Origin of the sequence: Ideonella flava (assembly GCF_051857595.1) — a bacterium.
Lineage (GTDB): Bacteria > Pseudomonadota > Gammaproteobacteria > Burkholderiales > Burkholderiaceae_C > Ideonella.
This window is the reverse complement of record NZ_JBPZHD010000010.1, coordinates 145,038-162,419: the sequence shown is the minus strand read 5'-3', so window position 1 is coordinate 162,419 and position 17,382 is coordinate 145,038. Positions and strand designations below refer to the sequence as shown.

Sequence of the window (17,382 nt, the reverse complement as noted above, 5' to 3'; positions counted from 1 at the left end):
TTGCAATGACTTGCCACCGATAGACATAAGGGAAAACCCCATACTCGCCGGCTATCGTGGGTCCTTCGACCTGCTGCGAGGGAGATTGATTGAACGACAGCACGGCTTCCATCCCGCGCCAGGGCCTCGGCCCGGCAGCCAGCCTCGTCCCCAGCCCCGGGGTCCTCTCGAGATGGTGGGAGGGCCTGCGCAGCCGGCCGTCGCGACTCAACCTGGCCCTGCAAGGCGGTGGGGCGCATGGCGCGTTCACCTGGGGGGTGCTCGATGCGTTGCTCGAGGACCCGCGCCTGCAGTTCGAGGGGTTGAGCGGCAGCAGCGCCGGCGCGATGAATGCCGTGGTCCTGGCCGACGGCTGGCTGAAGGGCGGACGAGAAGGCGCGCGGCGAGGCCTGGGCGATTTCTGGACGGAGGTGGGGCGACAGCTGCCTGCGGGGATGGTCACGCAAGGCGAAAGCGACGCCATCGACCTGGCACCCGCCAGCAAGCTGCTGGCGAGCTGGGCCGGGTATTTCTCGCCCTCCCAGATCAACCCGTTCGACCTCAATCCCTTGCGCGCCCTGCTCGAGCGAACGGTCGATTTCGATCGCCTGCGTGCCGCGAGTCCGTTCAAGCTGTTCATCGGCGCCACCCACGCCGGCAGCGGCAAGCTGCGGGTGTTCCGGGAGAACGAGCTGTCGGTCGAAGTCCTGCTGGCATCGGCCTGCCTGCCCAGGATCCACCATGCCGTTCAGATCGACGGCGAGCCCTATTGGGACGGCGGCTACTCGGCCAACCCGGCCGTGTTTCCGTTGTTCTACCACTGCGATGCACGCGATGTGCTGCTGGTGCTGCTGAGTCCGCTCAAGCGCGAAGGCACGCCGCGAACCCTGGAAGAAATCGAGGCCCGCATCGCCGAGCTGGCCTTCAGCGCCCACTTCATGCGGGAGATGCGCATGTTCGCCCAGGCCACGGCCTTCGCGCGGCCGAGCTTCCTGACGCGAGGCCGACTCGAAAGGCGCCTGAGGCAGATGCGGTTCCACATGATCGATTCGAACGATCTGCCGAGCCTGCAGCGCACGGATACCAAGCTGCTGGCCTACGGTCCCTTCCTGGAGCGCTTGCGCGAGCAGGGCCGCGAACGTGCGGTGGCCTGGCTGTCGGGTGATGCCGCGGACATCGGCCGCCGTTCGACGCTCAATGTGAACGAGCGCTTCGGCTGAGGCGCCGTCAGCCGGGGGTCGCGACGGCCCTCACCGCGACCCGCTTTCTCTCCAGCGTGCTCCCGGGGATCACCCCCAGCACCGTGTCCATCGCTTCGCTGGCCCGCTCGAGCACCACGCGCCCATCGGCCTCGATCACATGCAGCGGCTGTGACGCGAAGTCGAGCCAACGCACGTCGAGCCGGCCTTGCAGGGCATGCCGCTTGCGCCGCACGCGCTCGCGCAGGTGGATGCGTTGCGCGGCGGTCAGGCCGTATTCAGTTTGGGTTCGGTAGCCGCTGCCGCGGGGGATGAAGGGCAGGATGCTGAGGCGCCGCACGCCCTGGGCCAGGCAATAGTCCGCCACCCAGTCCAGCACCCATTCGGCGCCGGCCACGACCGTCGTCTGCACGTGGGCCGATACGCCGGCGGCCAGCAGCTCGCGCAGGTGCCGGGTGGCGAGGTCGAAGGCGGGTCGGCCGACGATGGTGTCGTGGTGGGCCCGGTCGCCGTGCAGGCTCAGCTTGACCTGGGCCTGCGTCGTGCGCAGGGCGCTCAGCAGCGGGTCGGGCAGCACGATGCCGTTCGTCGTCAGGCGCACGGCGCAGTGACGGGCCTGCGCGTGGCCCAGCAACTCCGGCAGGGCCGGGTGGATGGTCGGTTCGCCGCCGCAGAAGTGGATGGTGTGCACGCCCTGGGCGGCGAGCCAGTCCAGGCGCTGCTTCAGGAGGTCGGCCGCCGGGTGGGCGCCGTCGGGTGGCGCGAGGCAGAACCCGCAACGCGCATTGCAGTAGCGCGTCACTCGAAAGCACACCGTTGAAGGCAGACGCAGGTCCATGGCGGCGACTCTCCCTGGCCCGGCGTGGCCCGCGTCAACGCTGCCGGCTCTCCGCGAGCATGTTGCAAAAGAGTGCGCCCTGCTCTATGGCATCGTCAAGCGCCACGTGGCTGTGCGGCAGGTCGTCGAACCAGCGCCTGGGCATCGCACTCTTGGTGCTGCGGCGATAGTCGCGGCGCAGCATGACCATGGCCATGGTCTTCACGTCGAGGGCGGAGAAGCTGAACGGGCTGCGTCCGGCGAAGCGCATCAGGTACCAGTAGACGAACATGAAGTCGAAGGCGGCGGGATAGCCGACGAACACGGGCAGGCCGGGCAGGGCCTCCAGCCATGTGGCGTAGTCGGTCATCGCCACCTGCGGCGGGCGCTGGTCGGTGCGCGAGGCCTGCCAGGCCTCGGGATGCTTCGCCCACCAGGCCATGGTGTCGGGGTGGCCCGCAGCATCGGGCAGGGCCTCCAGGTTGGCCGAGAAGGTGGCCACCAGCGTCTTGTCGGCCAGGTAGGCGGCGGACGCGAAGCTCAGCATCGAGTGCGGGCCGGGGATGGGGCCATCGACCTCGACATCGGTGCTGACGTAGATCTCGGTTCGAGTCTTGTCGTTCATGCGTTGGCAGTATCCGCGCAGGCCAGGCCGTCGCGCAGCCAGCGGGAGACCTCCGCCGGGCCTCGCTTGACCAGCGCCGTGTTCCAGTCCTTGCAGCGCGGGGGAGGCAACAGGCGGCGCACGTGCGGAAGCCGTTGCGCATACAGCGCCGCTTCGCGCTCGCCGGGCCGGTTGGCATCGAAGCCGATCCACGCGAGGCGCCCGGTGCATACCCCGGGCAGCCAGGGCGCCCACCGGCCTATGGTGGCCACCGCGCTGCGGCCGCAGGCGGCCAGCGCCAGGGCGTCGAAGAGGCCTTCGACGAGGATCAGCGGCTCGCCATGCCAGCCATCGCCGACGCACGTGACGCCTCCGCCGAGGCCGACCGTGAGCATCTTGTCCTGGCCGCGCAGGGTCGTCAGGTATCGGCCATGCACCGCCACCAGCGCTCCGGCCTCGTCTCGCATGCCGACGAGGACGGCTGCGCGGCCATCCCAATCCGGATCGAAGCGCAGGCCGGCAGCGTGAGCGATGGCGAGCGGGATGCCGCGCCGCTCGACGTAGGCCTGGCCCGGCGTGCCTTCGAGCGGGAACGCGCGCGCCAGGCGCTCGGCCGGTCGTTCGCCGGAGCGAGGCATGCACACGGGGTCGCAGTTGAGGCGGTGCATGCACGCGCTTGTAGCACCCACGGGAGGCGGGCGATCAGGCGCACTCACGCGACAATCCGGCCTCATGAAGCAACGCGGCACCGGTGGCCTGGTCTATTCCACGGAAGGCGGGCAGATGTGCCCCGGCTGCCGGCGACCGGTGGCCCAGTGCACCTGCGCCGCCACGCCCGCGCCGCGCGGCGACGGCGTCGTGCGGGTCAGCCGCGAGAAGCAGGGGCGCGGCGGCAAGACGGTGACGGTGGTGCGCGGGCTGGTACTCGATGCCGAGGCCCTGTCCGCCTATGGCCGCAAGCTGCGCAGCGCCTGCGGCAGTGGCGGGACGGCCAAGGACGGCATCGTCGAGGTGCAGGGTGACCATGTCGAGCGGGTGATGGCGTTGCTACAGGCCGATGGGCACACCGTCAAACGCGCTGGCGGATAGCGCCCCAACAAACGAAACAAAGGCGCCCCTGCCGGTGAAGCACCGCTGAAACGCCCGCGCCCGAAGCTGGCGGCCTCACACAGGAGACCGCCATGAACGCCCAGCAAGTCCGACTCGTCCGCGAAAGCTTCGCGCTCGTGCAGCCCATCGCCAGCCAGGCCGCGGCGCTGTTCTACGACAACCTGTTCGACAGCGACCCCTCGCTGCGCGGCATGTTCCGCGGCGACATGGTCGCGCAGGGCGAGCGCCTGATGAGCATGATCGGCGCGGCCGTCGGCCTGCTCGAACGGCCCGATGCGCTGGTGCCGGTGCTGCGCAACCTGGGCGGGCGGCATGTCGGCTACGGCGTGCGTGACCACCACTACGCCACCGTCGGTGCGGCCCTGATCGAGACGCTGGAGCAGGGGCTCGGAGATGCCTTCACGCCCGAGGTTCGCGAGGCCTGGGTCACGCTCTATGGCGTGGTCAGCCGCACGATGATGGAAGGCTCGCTGGAGACCGCAGACGCGATCTAGCCGGAGATGGGACGGCAAGGGCCGCCCCCATCTCCGGCCTGTGGCCGAATGTTGGGCTCCCCCGGGCCCCCTCCAGGCGGGGGTTCCAGTTTGTCGGACAGCTCCCTCCAGCCTCCCTCCGCGAGGGCGGCTCCAGCATGCTGGACGAGCCGGCCGGGTGGCCGGCAGTGATCGGCCCGGAGGGCCTCTTTCCTCAGGGCGCAAGGTCAGCCGAACAGCGCGGCGACCTTGGCCAGCAGATCGGCGCGCGAGAAGGGCTTGTCCAGCGAATCGCAGTGCGCGCTGCGCAGGAAGCCGCGGGCGTCCGGCGAGAGCGTGTCGCCGGTGACGAACAGCATCGAGCGGGCCAGGTGCGGCTGGCGCGTGGACACTTCGCGCCACAGGGCCGCGCCGTCCATGTCGGGCATGCGCAGGTCGGAGACGATGGCGTCGAAGCGCGCGAGCTCCAGCATCTCCAGCGCGACCGCGCCGGATTCCGCCGTGGCCACCTCGTAGCCGGCGCCTTCCAGCATCTCGCGCATCAGCGCGGCGAGCTCCGGCTCGTCATCCACCACCAGCACCCGCGACTGGGGCGAAGTGCCCGGCGAGGCGTGGAGTTCGCCGGGCGCGGTGTCGGGTGCCGCCTCGCCGCTGATCGGCAGGCTCAGCCGGAAGCAGGCCCCGCCGAGCGTCGAGTGGGCCTCCAGCACCAGTTCGCCTCCGTGGGCGCGCGCCAGCGAGCGCGACACTGCCAGCCCGAGGCCGGTGCCTATGCCCTCGGGCTTGGTGGTGAAGTAGGCATCGAAGACGTGGGCGCGCAGGTCGGCCGGCACGCCGGATCCGTTGTCCTCCACCCGCAGCCAGACGCGCGGCTCGCGGGTCTCCCGCCGCGGCTCCAGGCCCGACTGGATGCGCACCCGGCGCGGGCCCTCCCGACCCGCCAGCGCCTGCTGGGCATTGACCAGGAGGTTCATCACCACCTGGCCGATCTCGTCGGTGTCGGCGATGACCGGCGGCAGCGCCCCGCCCAGCGCCAGCTCCAGCTCGATGCCGTGCGTGCGGTAGCCGTACTGCAGCATGTCTGTCGCCGCGCGCACCATCTCGTTCAGGCTCACGGGCGCACGCTGGCTGGGCCGGCTGCGGGCCATGTTGAGGAAGGTGCGCACGATGCGGCCGCAGCGCTCGGCGGCCTCGCGGATGCGCTGGGCGTCGGCCCGCAGCTGAGGGTGGTCTTCGCAGCGCTCCTCGAGCAGGCTGGCCCGGCCCATCACGATGGCCAGCGGGTTGTTCAGCTCGTGCGCCACGCCGGCGAGCAGGCTGCCCATGGCGGTGAGCTTTTCGCTCTGGCGCAGGGCCTCGCGCTGGCGCTCGATCTCGCGGTTGGCCTGCTGGACCTCGGTCATGTCCATCAGCGAGGCGGTGTAGCGCACGGCGCCGTGGACGTCGGTGCGCCACAGCACCATCTCGATCGGGAATTCGCTGCCGTCGGCGCGCAGGGCGTGCAGCTGCACGCGCCGGCCCAGCAGCCGCGGCTCGCCGCCGGCCTGCACGCGTGCCATTCCCTCTTCATGCGGCACGCGAAAGCGCTCCGGCATCACCACCTCGCTCACGCGCTGGCCGAGCACGTCGGCGCGGCGGCGCTGGAACATGGCTTCGGCCGAGGGGTTGAACTCCACAATGCGGCCCTGGCCGTCGGTGGAAATGAGGGCCGCGAGGGCGTGGTCCACGATGGCCGATTTCAGGGCTTCGCTCGCCTGCAGCTCCTGCACCCGGGTGGCCAGCTCCAGCTCGTGCAGCTTCAGTTCCGTGAGGTCGCGGCCGAAGGCGATCACGGCGCGCACGGCGCCGCCGTCGGGCGCGTAGGGCATCAGGTGCTGCTGCAGGTAGTGGCGGCCCTGGGTGGGGTAATCGATCCATCCCTCCCAGCGCTGCGGCTCGCCGTGGAACAGCTTCTCGGCCACCGGCTCGAAGGTGCGGTGGATCTCCTCGCCCATCACCTCGGCCATGTGGCGGCCCACCGCCTCATCCTCCCGCAGGTTGAAGAAGTCGAGGAATTCGCGGTTGACGTAGAGGTAGCGGCGGTCGGGCCCGAGGACGATGACGCGGCCCGGGATGTGATCCAGCAGGGGACGCAGGCCCGCCAGGTCGGGTGGCAGGCCGCCGGTCATGGCGACACCGTGCGAGCGGCAGCCGGGCCTGCCGTGCGGCGACCAGCGAGCGGTGCGGGGCTCATGGACGGCGGCTTCCGGGATCGGCGGGCACGAAGACGTAGCCGACGTTGCGGACGGTCTTGATGAGCTCGGGCTTGTCGGGGTTGCGCTCGATCTTGCGGCGCAGGCGCATCACACGCAGGTCGATCGAGCGGTCGAACACGTCCCAGCCGCGGTGGTGCGCCTGCTCCATGATCTGGTCGCGGTTGAGCGGGCGGTTCGGGTTGCGGGCGAACAGAGCGAGCAGGTCGAACTCGGCGGCGCTGATCTCGATGTCGGTGTTGTCGGCGGCGAGCAGGCGGCGCTCGTCGAGGTCGAGCTGGCAGCTGCCGAAGGCGACACGGCGCGATGGCGGCGCGGCAGGGGCCGGGGCTGGCGTGGGCGCCAGGGCCAGGCCGGCGGCCGATTGCATGCGGCGCAGCACCGAACGAACCCGGGCCAGCAGCTCGCGCAGGTCGAAAGGCTTGGGCAGGTAGTCGTCGGCCCCGAGTTCCAGCCCGACGATGCGGTCGACCGATTCGCCGGCGGTGGTGAGCATCACCAGGCCGACGCCGGGGTGCGCGTCGCGCAACCAGCGCGCCAGGGACAGGCCGTTCTCGCCGGGCATGTTGATGTCGAGGATGGCGAGCGCCGGCAGCTCGGCAGCGATGGCCTGGCGGGCCACCGCCGCATCCGGCGCGCTGTGCACGGTGAACCCGTGGCGGCCGAAGTACTCGGCCAGCAGGGATCGCAGCTCCGGCTCGTCGTCGACGACCAGCAGCGTCGGTTGGCCAGGGCTTTCGGTACCGGGCATGGCAGGCTCCCCGCCGCAGCATCGCGGCGCGCCGAGTTTATCGACACGCACGCCGGTGGTCATGCCCGTTGAGGCAACATCGCCGCCCCGATCAGGAGACCTCGGAGCCATGACCGAACCGATCACCCGCTACGCCGGCCCGCCGGACCTCGACGCCGTCGCCACGCTCTTCGACGCCTACCGCCAGTTCTACGAGATGCCGCCGGATGCCGCCCGTGCGCGGGCCTACATCGCCGAGCGCATGCAGAAGAAGCAGTCGGTCATCCTGGTGGCGCAGGACGAGGCGGGCGCGATCGCCGGCTTCTGCCAGCTCTATCCGAGCTTCTGCTCGGTGCTGGCCGAGCCCATCCTGGTGCTTTATGACCTGTTCGTGCGGCCTGACGCTCGTCGCTCGGGCGCCGCGAGGGCGCTGATGCTGGCGGCGGAGCGCCATGCCATCGAGGCCGGCGCGGCCCGCATGGACCTGCAGACCGCCGAATCCAACCGGCCGGCGCAGGCGCTGTACGAGTCGCTGGGCTGGACGCGGGACACGGTGTTCCGTGTCTACACCAAGACGCTGGTGGCGCCCCCGGCAGGAATCGAACCTGCATCTGAGACTTAGGAGGTCCCCGTTCTATCCATTGAACTACGGCGGCGAGGCGTGGATTTTCACATGCCGGCAAGGTCTCAGACGCCGCGAACCCTCCCGATGAGCCGGAGCCGATGACAAAATTTTGGGTTTGATGCCGGGAGGGGCACCGTGGGCGAATGGATGCGGCGCAGGGTCGTCGGGTGGAGCTGCGCGTGGTTGGTGATGCCGGCGGCTTGGGCGGGCGGGGCCGAGCCCCTGTCGGTCATAGACGCCTACACCTCGGTCGGCATGAGCAGCGTGGCCCTCTCGCCGGATGGCAAGCACGTGGCCGCGATCGCCTCGACAGGCGCCAGCGGCATGGTGGTCATGATAGACACCGACACGCTGACCAGCCGCACGATCATCACGTCGAAGTGGGTGCAGGACGGGTTCTACAAGGTCAAGAAGGACCCGTTCAGGGTGCGCTGGATCACCTCGGAATGGCTGGCCGTCGACTACCCGTTCTCGGCCGAGGCGGTGGACCTGACCGGCCGGCGCGTGGCCGACCTGGGCACGCGCTCCATCGGCAAGGCGCCGGGCTCCCCTGCGGAGTCGCCGCTGATGGTGGTCTACGACGATGACAAGCACGAGTCGCTGGCGATCGTCGACATGAAGACGCGCAAGAAGCGCTCGCTGTCGACCCCCGGGTCCGGGCGGCTGGTGGACTGGGCATTCGACGACCAGGGGCAACTGCGGGTCGCCGCCATGGCGAACTCGAAGTTCTGGGAAGACAAGACCCTCGTGACCTGGTGGTACCTGCCGGTCGGAACGCAGCAGTGGCGCCAGCTCGAGGAGGTCGGCATCACCGACGAGCACTGGAGCGCGTTGCGCGCCTCCTCCCGTTCCGACGAGCTGGTGATCTCCTCCAGCGAGGGTCGCGACACCAGGGCCATCTTCACCTACGACCCGATCAAGCGGGTCCGGGGCGAGATGCTCGCCGGCCACCCGACGCAGGACATCCGGATCGTGGACGACCTGGACGCCGACGAGTACCGTGGCGTGGTGACCTACGGCATGAAGCCCCTGCGCTACTGGTTCGACGGCAAGCTGGCGGGACTGCAGGCCGCCGTGGACCAGGCGCTGCCCCAGCGGGTGAACGTGCTTTCGGGAAATCCGGAGGGACTGGTCCTGGTCTTCTCGTACGGTGACGTGGACCCCGGGCGCTGGTTCCTGCTCGACGTCCCCACCATGAACATGCGGCCTCTGCTGGTGGCGCGCTCGCGCCTGGATCCGGCGCAAATGCGTCCGATGGAGGTCATCTCCTATGCCGCGCCGGACGGGCTGCAGATCCCGGCCTATCTGACGCGTCCGGCGGGCGACGGTCCGAAACCCATGGTGGTGCTGGTCCATGGCGGGCCTGCCGTGCGCGACGAATGGGACTTCGATCCCGAGGTGCAACTGCTGGCTTCGCGCGGCTATGTGGTCTTCCAGCCCCAGTTCCGCGGCTCGGCCGGTTTCGGCAAGTCTTTCCAGCAAGCGGGCTACGGCCAGTGGGGCCTGGCCATGCAGGACGACATCACGGCTGGCGTCGAGCACCTCGTCAAGCAAGGCGTGGCCGACTCGCGCCGCATCTGCATCTACGGTGCCAGCTACGGGGGCTACGCGGCCGTCTGGGGCCTGGCCAAGACGCCCGAGCTGTATCGCTGCGGCGTGACGCTGGCCGGCGTGTCGGACATCGAGTACATGCTGACGGACTGGTCGGACTCCAATGCCGACAAGTCGTCGCGTGAGTGGATGCGCTTCACGGTCGGGGATCGCCAGCGCGACCGCGCGAAATTCGAACAGGTCTCGCCGTTGAAGCACGCCGACCGCATCCGGGCGCCACTGCTCATCGCCCACGGCGACGATGACGCGCGGGTGCCGATGTCCCATGCGAAGAAGCTGATGAAGGCGCTGGACGCGCAAGGCAAGCCGTACGAGTGGGTGATGCTCGACAACGAAGGCCACGGCATCCACTACCTGCGCAGCCAGTACAAGTTCAGCAACGCCATGCTGGCCTTCCTCGACAAGCACATCGGAGCCGGCTCGCAGGCCGCCGTGGATTCACCGCCCGTCGCCGCCAGGACAGCCGACTCGCCGACCAAGCCCTGACCGGATCATCCCGGCGGAATGCGGTTTGCCCCGCAGCGGTGGAGCGCTGCAGGGAGAGTCGCCATGTCCCCCATCGATGTCGTCTACCGAGACCGCCGCCATGCCGGGCGGATGCTGGCGCCATCCTTGACCGGCTACGCCCGGCGGCCGGATGTGATCGTGCTGGCGTTGCCGCGGGGCGGCGTGCCCGTCGCCTATGAGGTGGCCAGGGTGTTGCAGGCGCCGCTCGATGTCTTCCTCGTGCGCAAGCTGGGCGTGCCTGGCCACGAGGAACTGGCCATGGGCGCCCTGGCCAGCGGCGGCGTGAAGGTACTGAACCAGAACGTCATCCACATGCTCGGGATCGACGAGGCCGCGATCGAGGCGGAACTCCGCGCCGAGCAGGCCGAGCTGGACCGGCGCGAGAAGCTCTACCGCGCAGGCCTGCCGCCGCCCGAGGTGAAGAACCGCAGCGTGATCCTGGTGGACGACGGCCTGGCCACCGGCGCGACCATGATGGCGGCCGTCAGGGCCCTGAAGGTGCAGCAGCCCGCCCGCCTGGTGGTGGCGGTGCCCACGGCCTCGCGCGAGGTGTGCGAGCAGCTCCGCAGCGAGGCCGACGAGGTGGTCTGCGCGTCGATGCCGGACCCGCTGCGATCGGTCGGCCGCTGGTACGAGGATTTCACCCAGACCGACGATGACGAGGTGTGTGCGCTGCTGGCCGAGGCGCGGCAGTTCCAGGCCGAGGCCGACCCACGAGGAAACACGCGATGAGGATGCATCCCACGACTGCCGCACTCGACGGCCGGGCCGTCGACACGCTGCGCCAGGTGTTGCATCCGCTGTCCGGCGGCGAGCGCGACCACGATGCGCTGCTCGCGCTCATTGGCGACGCGCGCTTCGTGCTGATCGGCGAGGCGTCTCACGGCACGCACGAGTTCTACCGGGAGCGCGCCCTGATCACGCAGCGGCTCATCGCCGAGAAGGGCTTCAGCGCCGTGGCCGTGGAGGGCGACTGGCCCGACAGCTACCGTGTCAACCGCTACGTGAGGGCGTTGAGCGACGACGCCTCGGCCGAGGCCGCGCTGGTCGGCTTCAAGCGGTTCCCGACCTGGATGTGGCGCAACACCGTGGTCACCGAGTTCATCGACTGGCTGCGCGATTTCAACGACACCCGTTCGGTCGACGAGCGCGCCGGCTTCTACGGGCTCGACCTGTACAGCCTGCACGGCTCGATGAGCGCGGTGCTGCAGTACCTGAACGGCGTGGACCCGGCGGCCGCGCGGCGCGCCCGCGAGCGCTATGCCTGCTTCGACCAGTTCGACACCGACAACCAGACCCGCGGCCTGATGACGGGTCTGGGCGCGACGAGCGACTGCGAACGAGAGGTGATCGGCATGCTCGTCGACCTGCGCCGCCGGGCTGCCCGCCAGGCAGGCGAAGGCCGCGGGAGCGAGGAGCTGTTCGATGCCGAGCAGAACGCTCGTCTGGTGATGAATGCCGAGGCCTACTACCGCTCCATGTACCTGGGCCAGGTGTCGAGCTGGAACCTGCGCGACCGCCACATGATGGAGACGCTCAACGAGCTGGAGCAGCACCTCGGGCGCCAGGGCGGGGACAAGCCGAAGATCGTGCTGTGGGCGCACAACTCGCACCTCGGCGACGCGCGGGCCACCGAGATGGGGCGGCACGGCGAGCTGAACCTCGGGCAGCTGGTGCGGGAGCGGCATGGAGCCGATGCCGTGCTGGTGGGCCTGTCCACCCACTCCGGGAGCGTCACGGCGGCCAGCGAATGGGACGGCATGGCCGAGCGCAAGCTCGTTCTGCCTTCGCGGCGTGACAGCTACGAGGGCCTGATGCACGAAGTGGGGCTGCAACGTTTCATGCTGCCCCTGCGCGGCCATGGCGACCAGGGGGCGCAGCGCCAAGCGGGGCTGCTGAGCACGCCGCGCCTGCAGCGCGCCATCGGGGTCATCTACCGGCCGGACAACGAACGCCAGAGCCACTACTACTTCGCCCGCCTGGCCCAGCAATTCGACGCCCTCATCCACATCGACCAGACCCGCGCCGTCGAGCCCCTCGAACCCGATGCCGAGTGGAGCTCCGAAGTCCCCGAGACCTACCCCGCCGGCCTCTGACCCCGGTGCGGTTCAGCAACCCCTTCCGAGCGCGCGAAGCGCCGCTCCCTACCAGGGCGTGCGCGGATCCGGCTCTGCCGGTCCGCCGCGCGAGCCCCCCTGGGGGGCAGGCCCCGGAGGGGCCGTGGGGGTCAACAACTTCTCCGGCTCTGCCGGTCCGCTGCGCGAGCCCCGTCGGGGGGCAGGCCCCGGCAGGGGCCGTGGGGGCCCTATCTCACCACTTCTCGTGATACCGCGCCTTGGCCGAGGCCACGCAGACGTCCTTGCGCTCGCCCGCCAGGGTGTCGCAGCGCTCGGCGGCCAGCTTGTAGTCGGCCTTCATCTTGGCGACGGCGGCGTCATCCTGCGCCTCCATGATCTTCTGGTTGGCCTTGGCGTCGGCCTTGGCCTTGTCGCGCGCCGTCGTGGCTTCGCGCTGGCAGACATCCTTCGGCTGGCCGGCCAGGTCGTCGCAGCGTTCCTTCGCCACCTCGTAGCGGGCCTCGTAGATGGCCTCGTTCAGCTTGGCCTGGTCCGAGGTGGAGCCGCTGTAGTTGTAGTCCAGCCAGGCCAGCGCGATCTTCTCGTGGCCCTTGGCTTCTTCGACGCAGACGTCCTTGGCGTTGCCGGCCAGCTTGTTGCAGCCGTCCTTCTCGATCTTGTAGGTGGCCTTGATGTCGTCGCGGGCGCCGTTGAGCACCGACTTGGAGTAGTTGGTGGCCTGGGCGGCACCGCCGGCCGCAGCCAACGCGAGGGCCAGCAGGGCATGGGCGAGGGGGGTACGCATCATGGTTTTCTCCTTCATGCGATGAACACAGCTGATGGGCCGCCGGCGGGAAGTGCCGCGCACGACAGGCTGGCCCCGATAGTGGGCAGAAGTGATCGTGGCGGCCAGCGGCCAGTGCCGCGCCGTGCTGTAGGTCGAGCCCTACGAGCTTCGGTCCGGCTCGCCTCGAGCAGGGCCGGCCGCCAGGCCGGCTCGTCTAGACAAGCTGGAGCCTCCCTCACGGAGGGAGGCTGGAGGGAGCAGTCCATCCAGCTGGAGCCCTTCCCGGAGGGGGCCCGGGGGAGCCCACGTTCGTTCATCGAACCAGGGTTCCCGAGCGGCTTCTGCCGCCCGAGATCCCTAGTTCCAGCGCCAGGACCAGATCAGGTCCAGCGCGCTGTCTTCGCCCGATTGGGCTCGCACGGTGAAACGTTGTGCGACGCGGTAGATGAGCTGCCAGGTTCCCGCGGTGGCATTGATACTGCGCTCGTAGCCCACGTACCAGCGGCGGGAGAGCTGCTTGCCCAGCGATACGGTGGTGGTCTGCTCGGTGCCTTCGCCGGTCTGCCGAACGCCGAAATCCGAGAGCCCGATGGCCGAGAGGAAGGTGTCGGTCGGCGACTCGCCTTCGCCGGCCAGCAGCGCGAGCGCCGCGCGCTGCAGCAGGGCCGTGTCCGCGCGGCCCAGGCCATCGGACGCGCGGCCCAGCATCAGCCAGCTTAGCTTGTCGGTGTCGCTCATGTCCTGGTCGCTGTAGAGCTTGACGCGCGGGTTCAGCGCGCTGCCGCTCACCGCCACGCCCACCTGCACGTCGAGGTTGGGCCGCACGGCGAGGATGTCCAGCCGTGGGTCCTCGACCGGGCCGACGAAGGACAGCAGGCCCCGCTCGATCTCCAGCTTCTGGCCATAGGCCCGGTAGGTGCCGCGTTCGGCCCGCACGTCGCCGCGCACGGCGAGCTGCTTGCCGGGGTTGGTGATCTGCAGCGTGCCGCGCAGGAAGGTGTCGATGCCGCGGCCCTTGATGCGCAGCGCGGGGCCTAGATCCAGCGCGATATCGAGCTTGGTGGCCAGGTCGCGCTGCTCCGCGCCGGGCGTCGCGCCGGCGCCGTTGGCGGGCTCCGCCGTGGTGGACACGGGCGCTGCGCCGACCACGCGCACATCCTCGTCCAGCGTCGGCGCGCCGGCCCGGCTGAAGTCGATCAGCCCTTCGTCGACTCGCAAGCGGCCGCTCAGGTTGGCCGACTGCGGCTTCAGCGCCAGCGTCGCCTGGCCGGAGGCGATGAGGCGTCGATCCAGGCGTCCCAGCACGCGCAGCTTGTCGGCCTGCAGCTTCAGCTCGGCTTGCGGTTCGCTGCCCAGCGACGCTTCGCCCGTGACGGTGAGGGTGCCGTCCCCGCCGCGCCAGGAAAAGCGCTCGATCTGAGCATGGTCGCCGCGCAGGCTCACGTCCACCATGCCGTCGTTGAGCTGCACGCCTTGCAGGCCGTTGCGGACCTCCAGCTGGCGGCCGGTGAGGCGCCCGCTGAACTCTGGCGAGCCCCAGCGGCCGCCGAGCGTGGCGGCGCTTTGCAGATCGCCGCCCAGCCGCCAGCCGGGCGGCACCCAGGCGCCCCAGGCGCCGAGCTGCGCGACGTGGAGCTGGAACGTCCCCTCCAGCGGCGCTTCCGGTCCGGGCCAGCGGGCCTGCGGGGTCGTTCGCACGCTGGCCACGCCGGCCATCTCGCCGAGCTGGCGGCCGGCCAGTCCGGCCGTGAAATGCCAGGTGCCATCGTGTGCGGCGAGCGCGAGGCGCAGGTCCGTCAGCCCGAGGGCTCGGTGCGCGGTGGTGGTGTCGCGCACTTCGTCGGCGACGCTGAGATCGCCGCGCTGGCGCTGGAAGACGACGTCCGCATCGAAGCGATCGCCGGCGACGACGTTGATGTCGGCGCCCAGCACCAGGTCGCCCTTCCAGCCGAGTTCGGGCTGTGCGCGGGCCAGCAGGGGGGCGATCTCGAAGGCCTCCAGCTGCGCCTTCAGGGCCAGTTGCCCCGGGCCCGCGCCCGCGTGCCAGCGCGCCTCGCTCCACCGCAGCGCGGTGCCCGGCAGCACGAGTCGGCCGGGGTCGGCCTGCGCCTCGACGAGCTGGCCGTCGTCGTTCCAGGCGACGCCGAGGGCGAGGTCCTGTCCGGCCAGCCAGGGCTGGCCCGAGCCGTCGCCGGCACTGCCCTGGATCTGCTGCAGGCGGCCCTGCCAGCGGCCGGCATCGAGCGGCCTGCCGCCGGCCACCGCCGGTTGCCAGCGGCCGGTGGCTGCCAGCTGCAAGCGCGTGCCGGTGTTCGAGTGGGCGCCGAGCACCTGTTGAGCCCACACCGGTGGACGGGCCGGGCTCAGCAGGGACAGGTCGAAGCGGTGCTCCGCGAGGCTGCCCTGCAGCTCAGCCTGCAGCTTGTCCGCCGTGGCGACCTGCCAGCCCAGGCCCTCGCCCGACACCGTGGCGTGCAAAGGCGTGCTGCCCAGTCCGGTGCCTTCGGCCCTGGCCTCAAGCCGGCGCGCCTGCCAGGCCGGGTGGGTCAAGGCGGACGCGCGGAGCTGGCCCTGCCATTGCGGCGCCGCATCGGCCGTGGCCCAGCGGGCGCTCGCGTCGGCCTGCAGCGTGCCGGCGCGGGGCAGCCACGCGAGCGGATCGCCTTCGGCCAGGCCGCTCAGCCACGGGGCCAGGGCCGTGAGGGCTGGTGCCTCGACACGCAGGGTCACCTCGCGCGCCCGGCCGCTGCCGTCCTGCGCCGTGCCGCTGACGCGGTTGCCCGCGATTTCCACCCGGCCCTGCAGGCTCGCCGTGCCGGCGGCCTCGCGCCTGGCGTTCAGCTCGCCTTGCAGCGGGAGCCCGGCCCACTGGCTGGGCTGGATGGTCGCATCGACCTGCCCGTCGAGGCCGGTCCAGGCCGGCGCGGCGCTGCCCGGCGCGTGCCAGCGGCCTTCGCTGGCCAGGGTGGCGTTGAGGCGGTTCGCGCCCCGCCGACCGGTGGCCGGCGCGCCGGGCCACCACACCCGCGGCTCGAAGTCCTTGAGCTCTCCCTTGGCCTGCCAGGACCAGGGTCGCTCGGCGGCACCGAAGGCCACGCGGCCGCTGACACGGGCGCTGGCGTCGCCGGAGCGGGCGAGCGCCTGGCTCAGGATCGCTTCGCGGGCGTCGACCGTGGCCTGCAGCGCCAGCTGGACGGCCGGCAGCGTGACCGGCTGCGGCGGGGGCGCTGGCGCCGTCGACTTCTTCTTCGCGCCGGCTGGCGCAGGCGGCGGAGCGGGCGGGTCAAGCCGGCCATCCAGCTTGGCGTCGATCCGGGCACGCCAGCGGTCCATGACACTGGCGCCCGTCGACGACGCGGCGCTGGCGGCGGCCACGGGAGCCGAGGCCTTGTCGGCCGGCGCGGTCTCCCAGGCCGGCAGGCCGTCGAGCTCCAGTGCCACCGGCCCGGCGAGCGTCATGGCCGGCAGGCGCTTGTCCAGGGCCGCCGGGCGCAGGCCGGCCAGGGCGAGCTTGAGGCTGAGCTTCTCGCCGGGCTCGCTGCCCGCCGCGGGTGCCAGCGCGCCGGAGCCGCTGAGCTCGCCGCCGGGGGCCTCGCCACCCAGCTCCAGCGAAAAGGCCTTCAGGGTCAGCTCGCCCAGGGACCGCGGCTCGCCTTGCGCGGAGATCTGCAGGTGCCGCAGCGGCAGGCGACCCTGGTCCCACCGGCCCGGCGCGTCGTTCGTCAGGGTGGCCTCGGCCTCGGCAGGCTCCTTCAGGCCGCTGGTGCGTATCCTCGCCTGGCCGCGCAGCTTCGTCTGGGGCGCGCCGGCCTGCAGGGCCGACAGGTCCAGCGCCTGGGTGCGCAGGTTGAGCTCCGGCAGCGGCCAGGGCGCGAACGGCGCCAGCGTGGCATCTGCGTCCAGCGCCGGACCGCCGGCATCGCGGCCGGCCAGGTGGGCGCGCGCCTGCAGCCGGGCGAGCGGGCCATCGAGCTGCACGGTGGCCTGCCAGGGCGGGCCGACATCGCCCTCGCTGCGCACCTGCGCGTGCAGGCCGAGCGTCATGGGGGCATCGGCACCGATCTCGGCGCGAGCCTGGGCTTGCCAGCGCTCGCTGCGCACGCTGAAGGACTGCACGCGATGGCGGGCGCCACGGCCGTCGCCGAGGGCGAGCTGATCGGCCTGCAAGGCGGTCAGCACGGGGCCGTCGTCCACCTGCAGGCGCCCGACGCGGGCCTGGCCGATCGACAGCGACACCGGCAGGCGGAGATCGGCCGGCGCGGCGGCCGGCGTACCGCTGGGCGGCCCGGAACGCCAGCGCGCCTCGGCGGCGCCCAGCGTGTCCAGCCCGATGTGCAGCCAGGGCTCGCCCGGCATGGGGCGGGTGGTCCAGTCGCCGTGAAGTCCTTCGAGCAGGACGCCGCGCAGCTCCAGCGCGCTGCCCCCCGTTGCGTAGGTCAGCCGGTCGGCGGAGAGCCGGTTGCCGAGCAGCGAGCCTTTCAGGCCCTCGACCTTGAGCCCCGGGACCTGGGCCAGCAACCAGGCACTGCCGCCTTCGCTTCGGCCCAGCCAGGCACCGCCGCCGATGATGGCCGACACGAGCAGCAGCACCAGCACGCCGACGGCCAGCCCCACGGCCCGCCATGGACGGC

Annotated in this window: 14 protein-coding genes and 1 tRNA gene; 7 read left to right on the top strand and 8 right to left on the bottom strand. The window is 71.1% G+C overall.

The annotated features are described in order from the left end of the window. Positions 1–89 precede the first annotated feature (89 nt). Positions 90–1,199 carry a patatin-like phospholipase family protein gene (locus ACS5PM_RS22195; RefSeq protein WP_439389879.1) on the top strand — a complete coding sequence of 370 codons (1,110 nt, stop codon included), beginning with the start codon at positions 90–92 and terminating at the stop codon, positions 1,197–1,199. Between the two features lie 7 nt (positions 1,200–1,206). On the opposite strand, the gene ACS5PM_RS22190 is transcribed toward ACS5PM_RS22195, so the two are convergent. Genes ACS5PM_RS22190 through ACS5PM_RS22180 form a run of 3 tightly spaced genes read right to left on the bottom strand, consistent with a single transcriptional unit; the run spans position 1,207 to position 3,267 of the window. After that, on the bottom strand, positions 1,207–2,016 hold the full coding sequence (locus tag ACS5PM_RS22190) for a radical SAM protein (RefSeq protein WP_439389878.1): 810 nt from the start codon (positions 2,014–2,016) through the stop codon (positions 1,207–1,209). A gap of 34 nt (positions 2,017–2,050) precedes the next feature. Further along, on the bottom strand, positions 2,051–2,620 hold the full coding sequence (locus ACS5PM_RS22185) for a 3'-5' exoribonuclease domain-containing protein (protein ID WP_439389877.1): 570 nt from the start codon (positions 2,618–2,620) through the stop codon (positions 2,051–2,053). Further along, positions 2,617–3,267: a DUF7146 domain-containing protein gene (locus ACS5PM_RS22180; RefSeq protein WP_439389876.1), complete on the bottom strand. Its 651-nt coding sequence runs from the start codon at positions 3,265–3,267 to the stop codon at positions 2,617–2,619. Before ACS5PM_RS22180 ends, ACS5PM_RS22185 begins: the two co-directional genes overlap by 4 nt. Positions 3,268–3,331: 64 nt before the next feature. On the opposite strand from ACS5PM_RS22180, the gene ACS5PM_RS22175 reads away from it, so the two are divergent. Next, positions 3,332–3,688, top strand: a complete 357-nt coding sequence (locus tag ACS5PM_RS22175; RefSeq protein WP_439389875.1) for a translation initiation factor Sui1 — start codon at positions 3,332–3,334, stop codon at positions 3,686–3,688. A gap of 92 nt (positions 3,689–3,780) precedes the next feature. Beyond that, the gene (locus ACS5PM_RS22170) at positions 3,781–4,203 is read left to right on the top strand and encodes a globin family protein (RefSeq protein ID WP_439389874.1); all 423 of its coding nucleotides are present in this window, start codon (positions 3,781–3,783) and stop codon (positions 4,201–4,203) included. A 206-nt stretch (positions 4,204–4,409) separates the two neighbouring features. On the opposite strand, the gene ACS5PM_RS22165 is transcribed toward ACS5PM_RS22170, so the two are convergent. Together ACS5PM_RS22165 and ACS5PM_RS22160 are read right to left on the bottom strand one after the other, a co-directional pair. Next, positions 4,410–6,350 (bottom strand): hybrid sensor histidine kinase/response regulator, encoded by a 1,941-nt coding sequence (locus ACS5PM_RS22165; protein ID WP_439389873.1) that lies wholly within the window; start codon positions 6,348–6,350, stop codon positions 4,410–4,412. Positions 6,351–6,411: 61 nt separating this feature from the next. Beyond that, complete coding sequence (locus ACS5PM_RS22160) at positions 6,412–7,185, bottom strand: response regulator (RefSeq protein WP_439389872.1); 774 nt, start codon at positions 7,183–7,185, stop codon at positions 6,412–6,414. Between ACS5PM_RS22160 and ACS5PM_RS22155 the strand changes: the two genes are divergently transcribed. After that, positions 7,184–7,786: a GNAT family N-acetyltransferase gene (locus tag ACS5PM_RS22155; protein ID WP_439390062.1), complete on the top strand. Its 603-nt coding sequence runs from the start codon at positions 7,184–7,186 to the stop codon at positions 7,784–7,786. The two genes, ACS5PM_RS22160 and ACS5PM_RS22155, sit on opposite strands and share 2 nt — an antisense overlap. Here the strand turns inward: ACS5PM_RS22155 and ACS5PM_RS22150 are convergent. After that, positions 7,746–7,820: transfer RNA gene (locus ACS5PM_RS22150), tRNA-Arg, on the bottom strand. The genes ACS5PM_RS22155 and ACS5PM_RS22150 overlap by 41 nt on opposite strands. A gap of 158 nt (positions 7,821–7,978) precedes the next feature. On the opposite strand from ACS5PM_RS22150, the gene ACS5PM_RS22145 reads away from it, so the two are divergent. The 3 genes from ACS5PM_RS22145 (at position 7,979) to ACS5PM_RS22135 (ending at position 12,003) form a co-directional block, all read left to right on the top strand. Beyond that, the gene (locus tag ACS5PM_RS22145; RefSeq protein ID WP_439389871.1) at positions 7,979–9,886 is read left to right on the top strand and encodes an alpha/beta hydrolase family protein; all 1,908 of its coding nucleotides are present in this window, start codon (positions 7,979–7,981) and stop codon (positions 9,884–9,886) included. Positions 9,887–9,949: 63 nt separating this feature from the next. Further along, positions 9,950–10,639, top strand: a complete 690-nt coding sequence (locus ACS5PM_RS22140) for a phosphoribosyltransferase (protein WP_439389870.1) — start codon at positions 9,950–9,952, stop codon at positions 10,637–10,639. Beyond that, positions 10,636–12,003 (top strand): erythromycin esterase family protein, encoded by a 1,368-nt coding sequence (locus ACS5PM_RS22135; RefSeq protein ID WP_439389869.1) that lies wholly within the window; start codon positions 10,636–10,638, stop codon positions 12,001–12,003. Before ACS5PM_RS22140 ends, ACS5PM_RS22135 begins: the two co-directional genes overlap by 4 nt. Before the next feature lie 214 nt (positions 12,004–12,217). On the opposite strand, the gene ACS5PM_RS22130 is transcribed toward ACS5PM_RS22135, so the two are convergent. Together ACS5PM_RS22130 and ACS5PM_RS22125 are read right to left on the bottom strand one after the other, a co-directional pair. Next, entirely contained in the window at positions 12,218–12,772 is a 555-nt protein-coding gene (locus ACS5PM_RS22130) for a hypothetical protein (RefSeq protein WP_439389868.1), read from the bottom strand. 336 nt (positions 12,773–13,108) lie between these two features. Continuing rightward, a complete protein-coding gene (locus ACS5PM_RS22125) occupies positions 13,109–17,365 on the bottom strand; it encodes a translocation/assembly module TamB domain-containing protein (RefSeq protein WP_439389867.1) in 4,257 nt (1,418 codons plus the stop codon). Positions 17,366–17,382 lie beyond the last annotated feature (17 nt).

Coding starts and splice junctions, on each gene's coding strand:
- ACS5PM_RS22190 (WP_439389878.1), bottom strand. CDS start 2,016: ATGGACCTGCGTCTGCCTTCAACGGTGTGCTTTCGAGTGACGCGCTAC.
- ACS5PM_RS22185 (WP_439389877.1), bottom strand. CDS start 2,620: ATGAACGACAAGACTCGAACCGAGATCTACGTCAGCACCGATGTCGAG.
- ACS5PM_RS22180 (WP_439389876.1), bottom strand. CDS start 3,267: ATGCACCGCCTCAACTGCGACCCCGTGTGCATGCCTCGCTCCGGCGAA.
- ACS5PM_RS22175 (WP_439389875.1), top strand. CDS start 3,332: ATGAAGCAACGCGGCACCGGTGGCCTGGTCTATTCCACGGAAGGCGGG.
- ACS5PM_RS22170 (WP_439389874.1), top strand. CDS start 3,781: ATGAACGCCCAGCAAGTCCGACTCGTCCGCGAAAGCTTCGCGCTCGTG.
- ACS5PM_RS22165 (WP_439389873.1), bottom strand. CDS start 6,350: ATGACCGGCGGCCTGCCACCCGACCTGGCGGGCCTGCGTCCCCTGCTG.
- ACS5PM_RS22155 (WP_439390062.1), top strand. CDS start 7,184: ATGGCAGGCTCCCCGCCGCAGCATCGCGGCGCGCCGAGTTTATCGACA.
- ACS5PM_RS22160 (WP_439389872.1), bottom strand. CDS start 7,185: ATGCCCGGTACCGAAAGCCCTGGCCAACCGACGCTGCTGGTCGTCGAC.
- ACS5PM_RS22145 (WP_439389871.1), top strand. CDS start 7,979: ATGCCGGCGGCTTGGGCGGGCGGGGCCGAGCCCCTGTCGGTCATAGAC.
- ACS5PM_RS22140 (WP_439389870.1), top strand. CDS start 9,950: ATGTCCCCCATCGATGTCGTCTACCGAGACCGCCGCCATGCCGGGCGG.
- ACS5PM_RS22135 (WP_439389869.1), top strand. CDS start 10,636: ATGAGGATGCATCCCACGACTGCCGCACTCGACGGCCGGGCCGTCGAC.
- ACS5PM_RS22130 (WP_439389868.1), bottom strand. CDS start 12,772: ATGATGCGTACCCCCCTCGCCCATGCCCTGCTGGCCCTCGCGTTGGCT.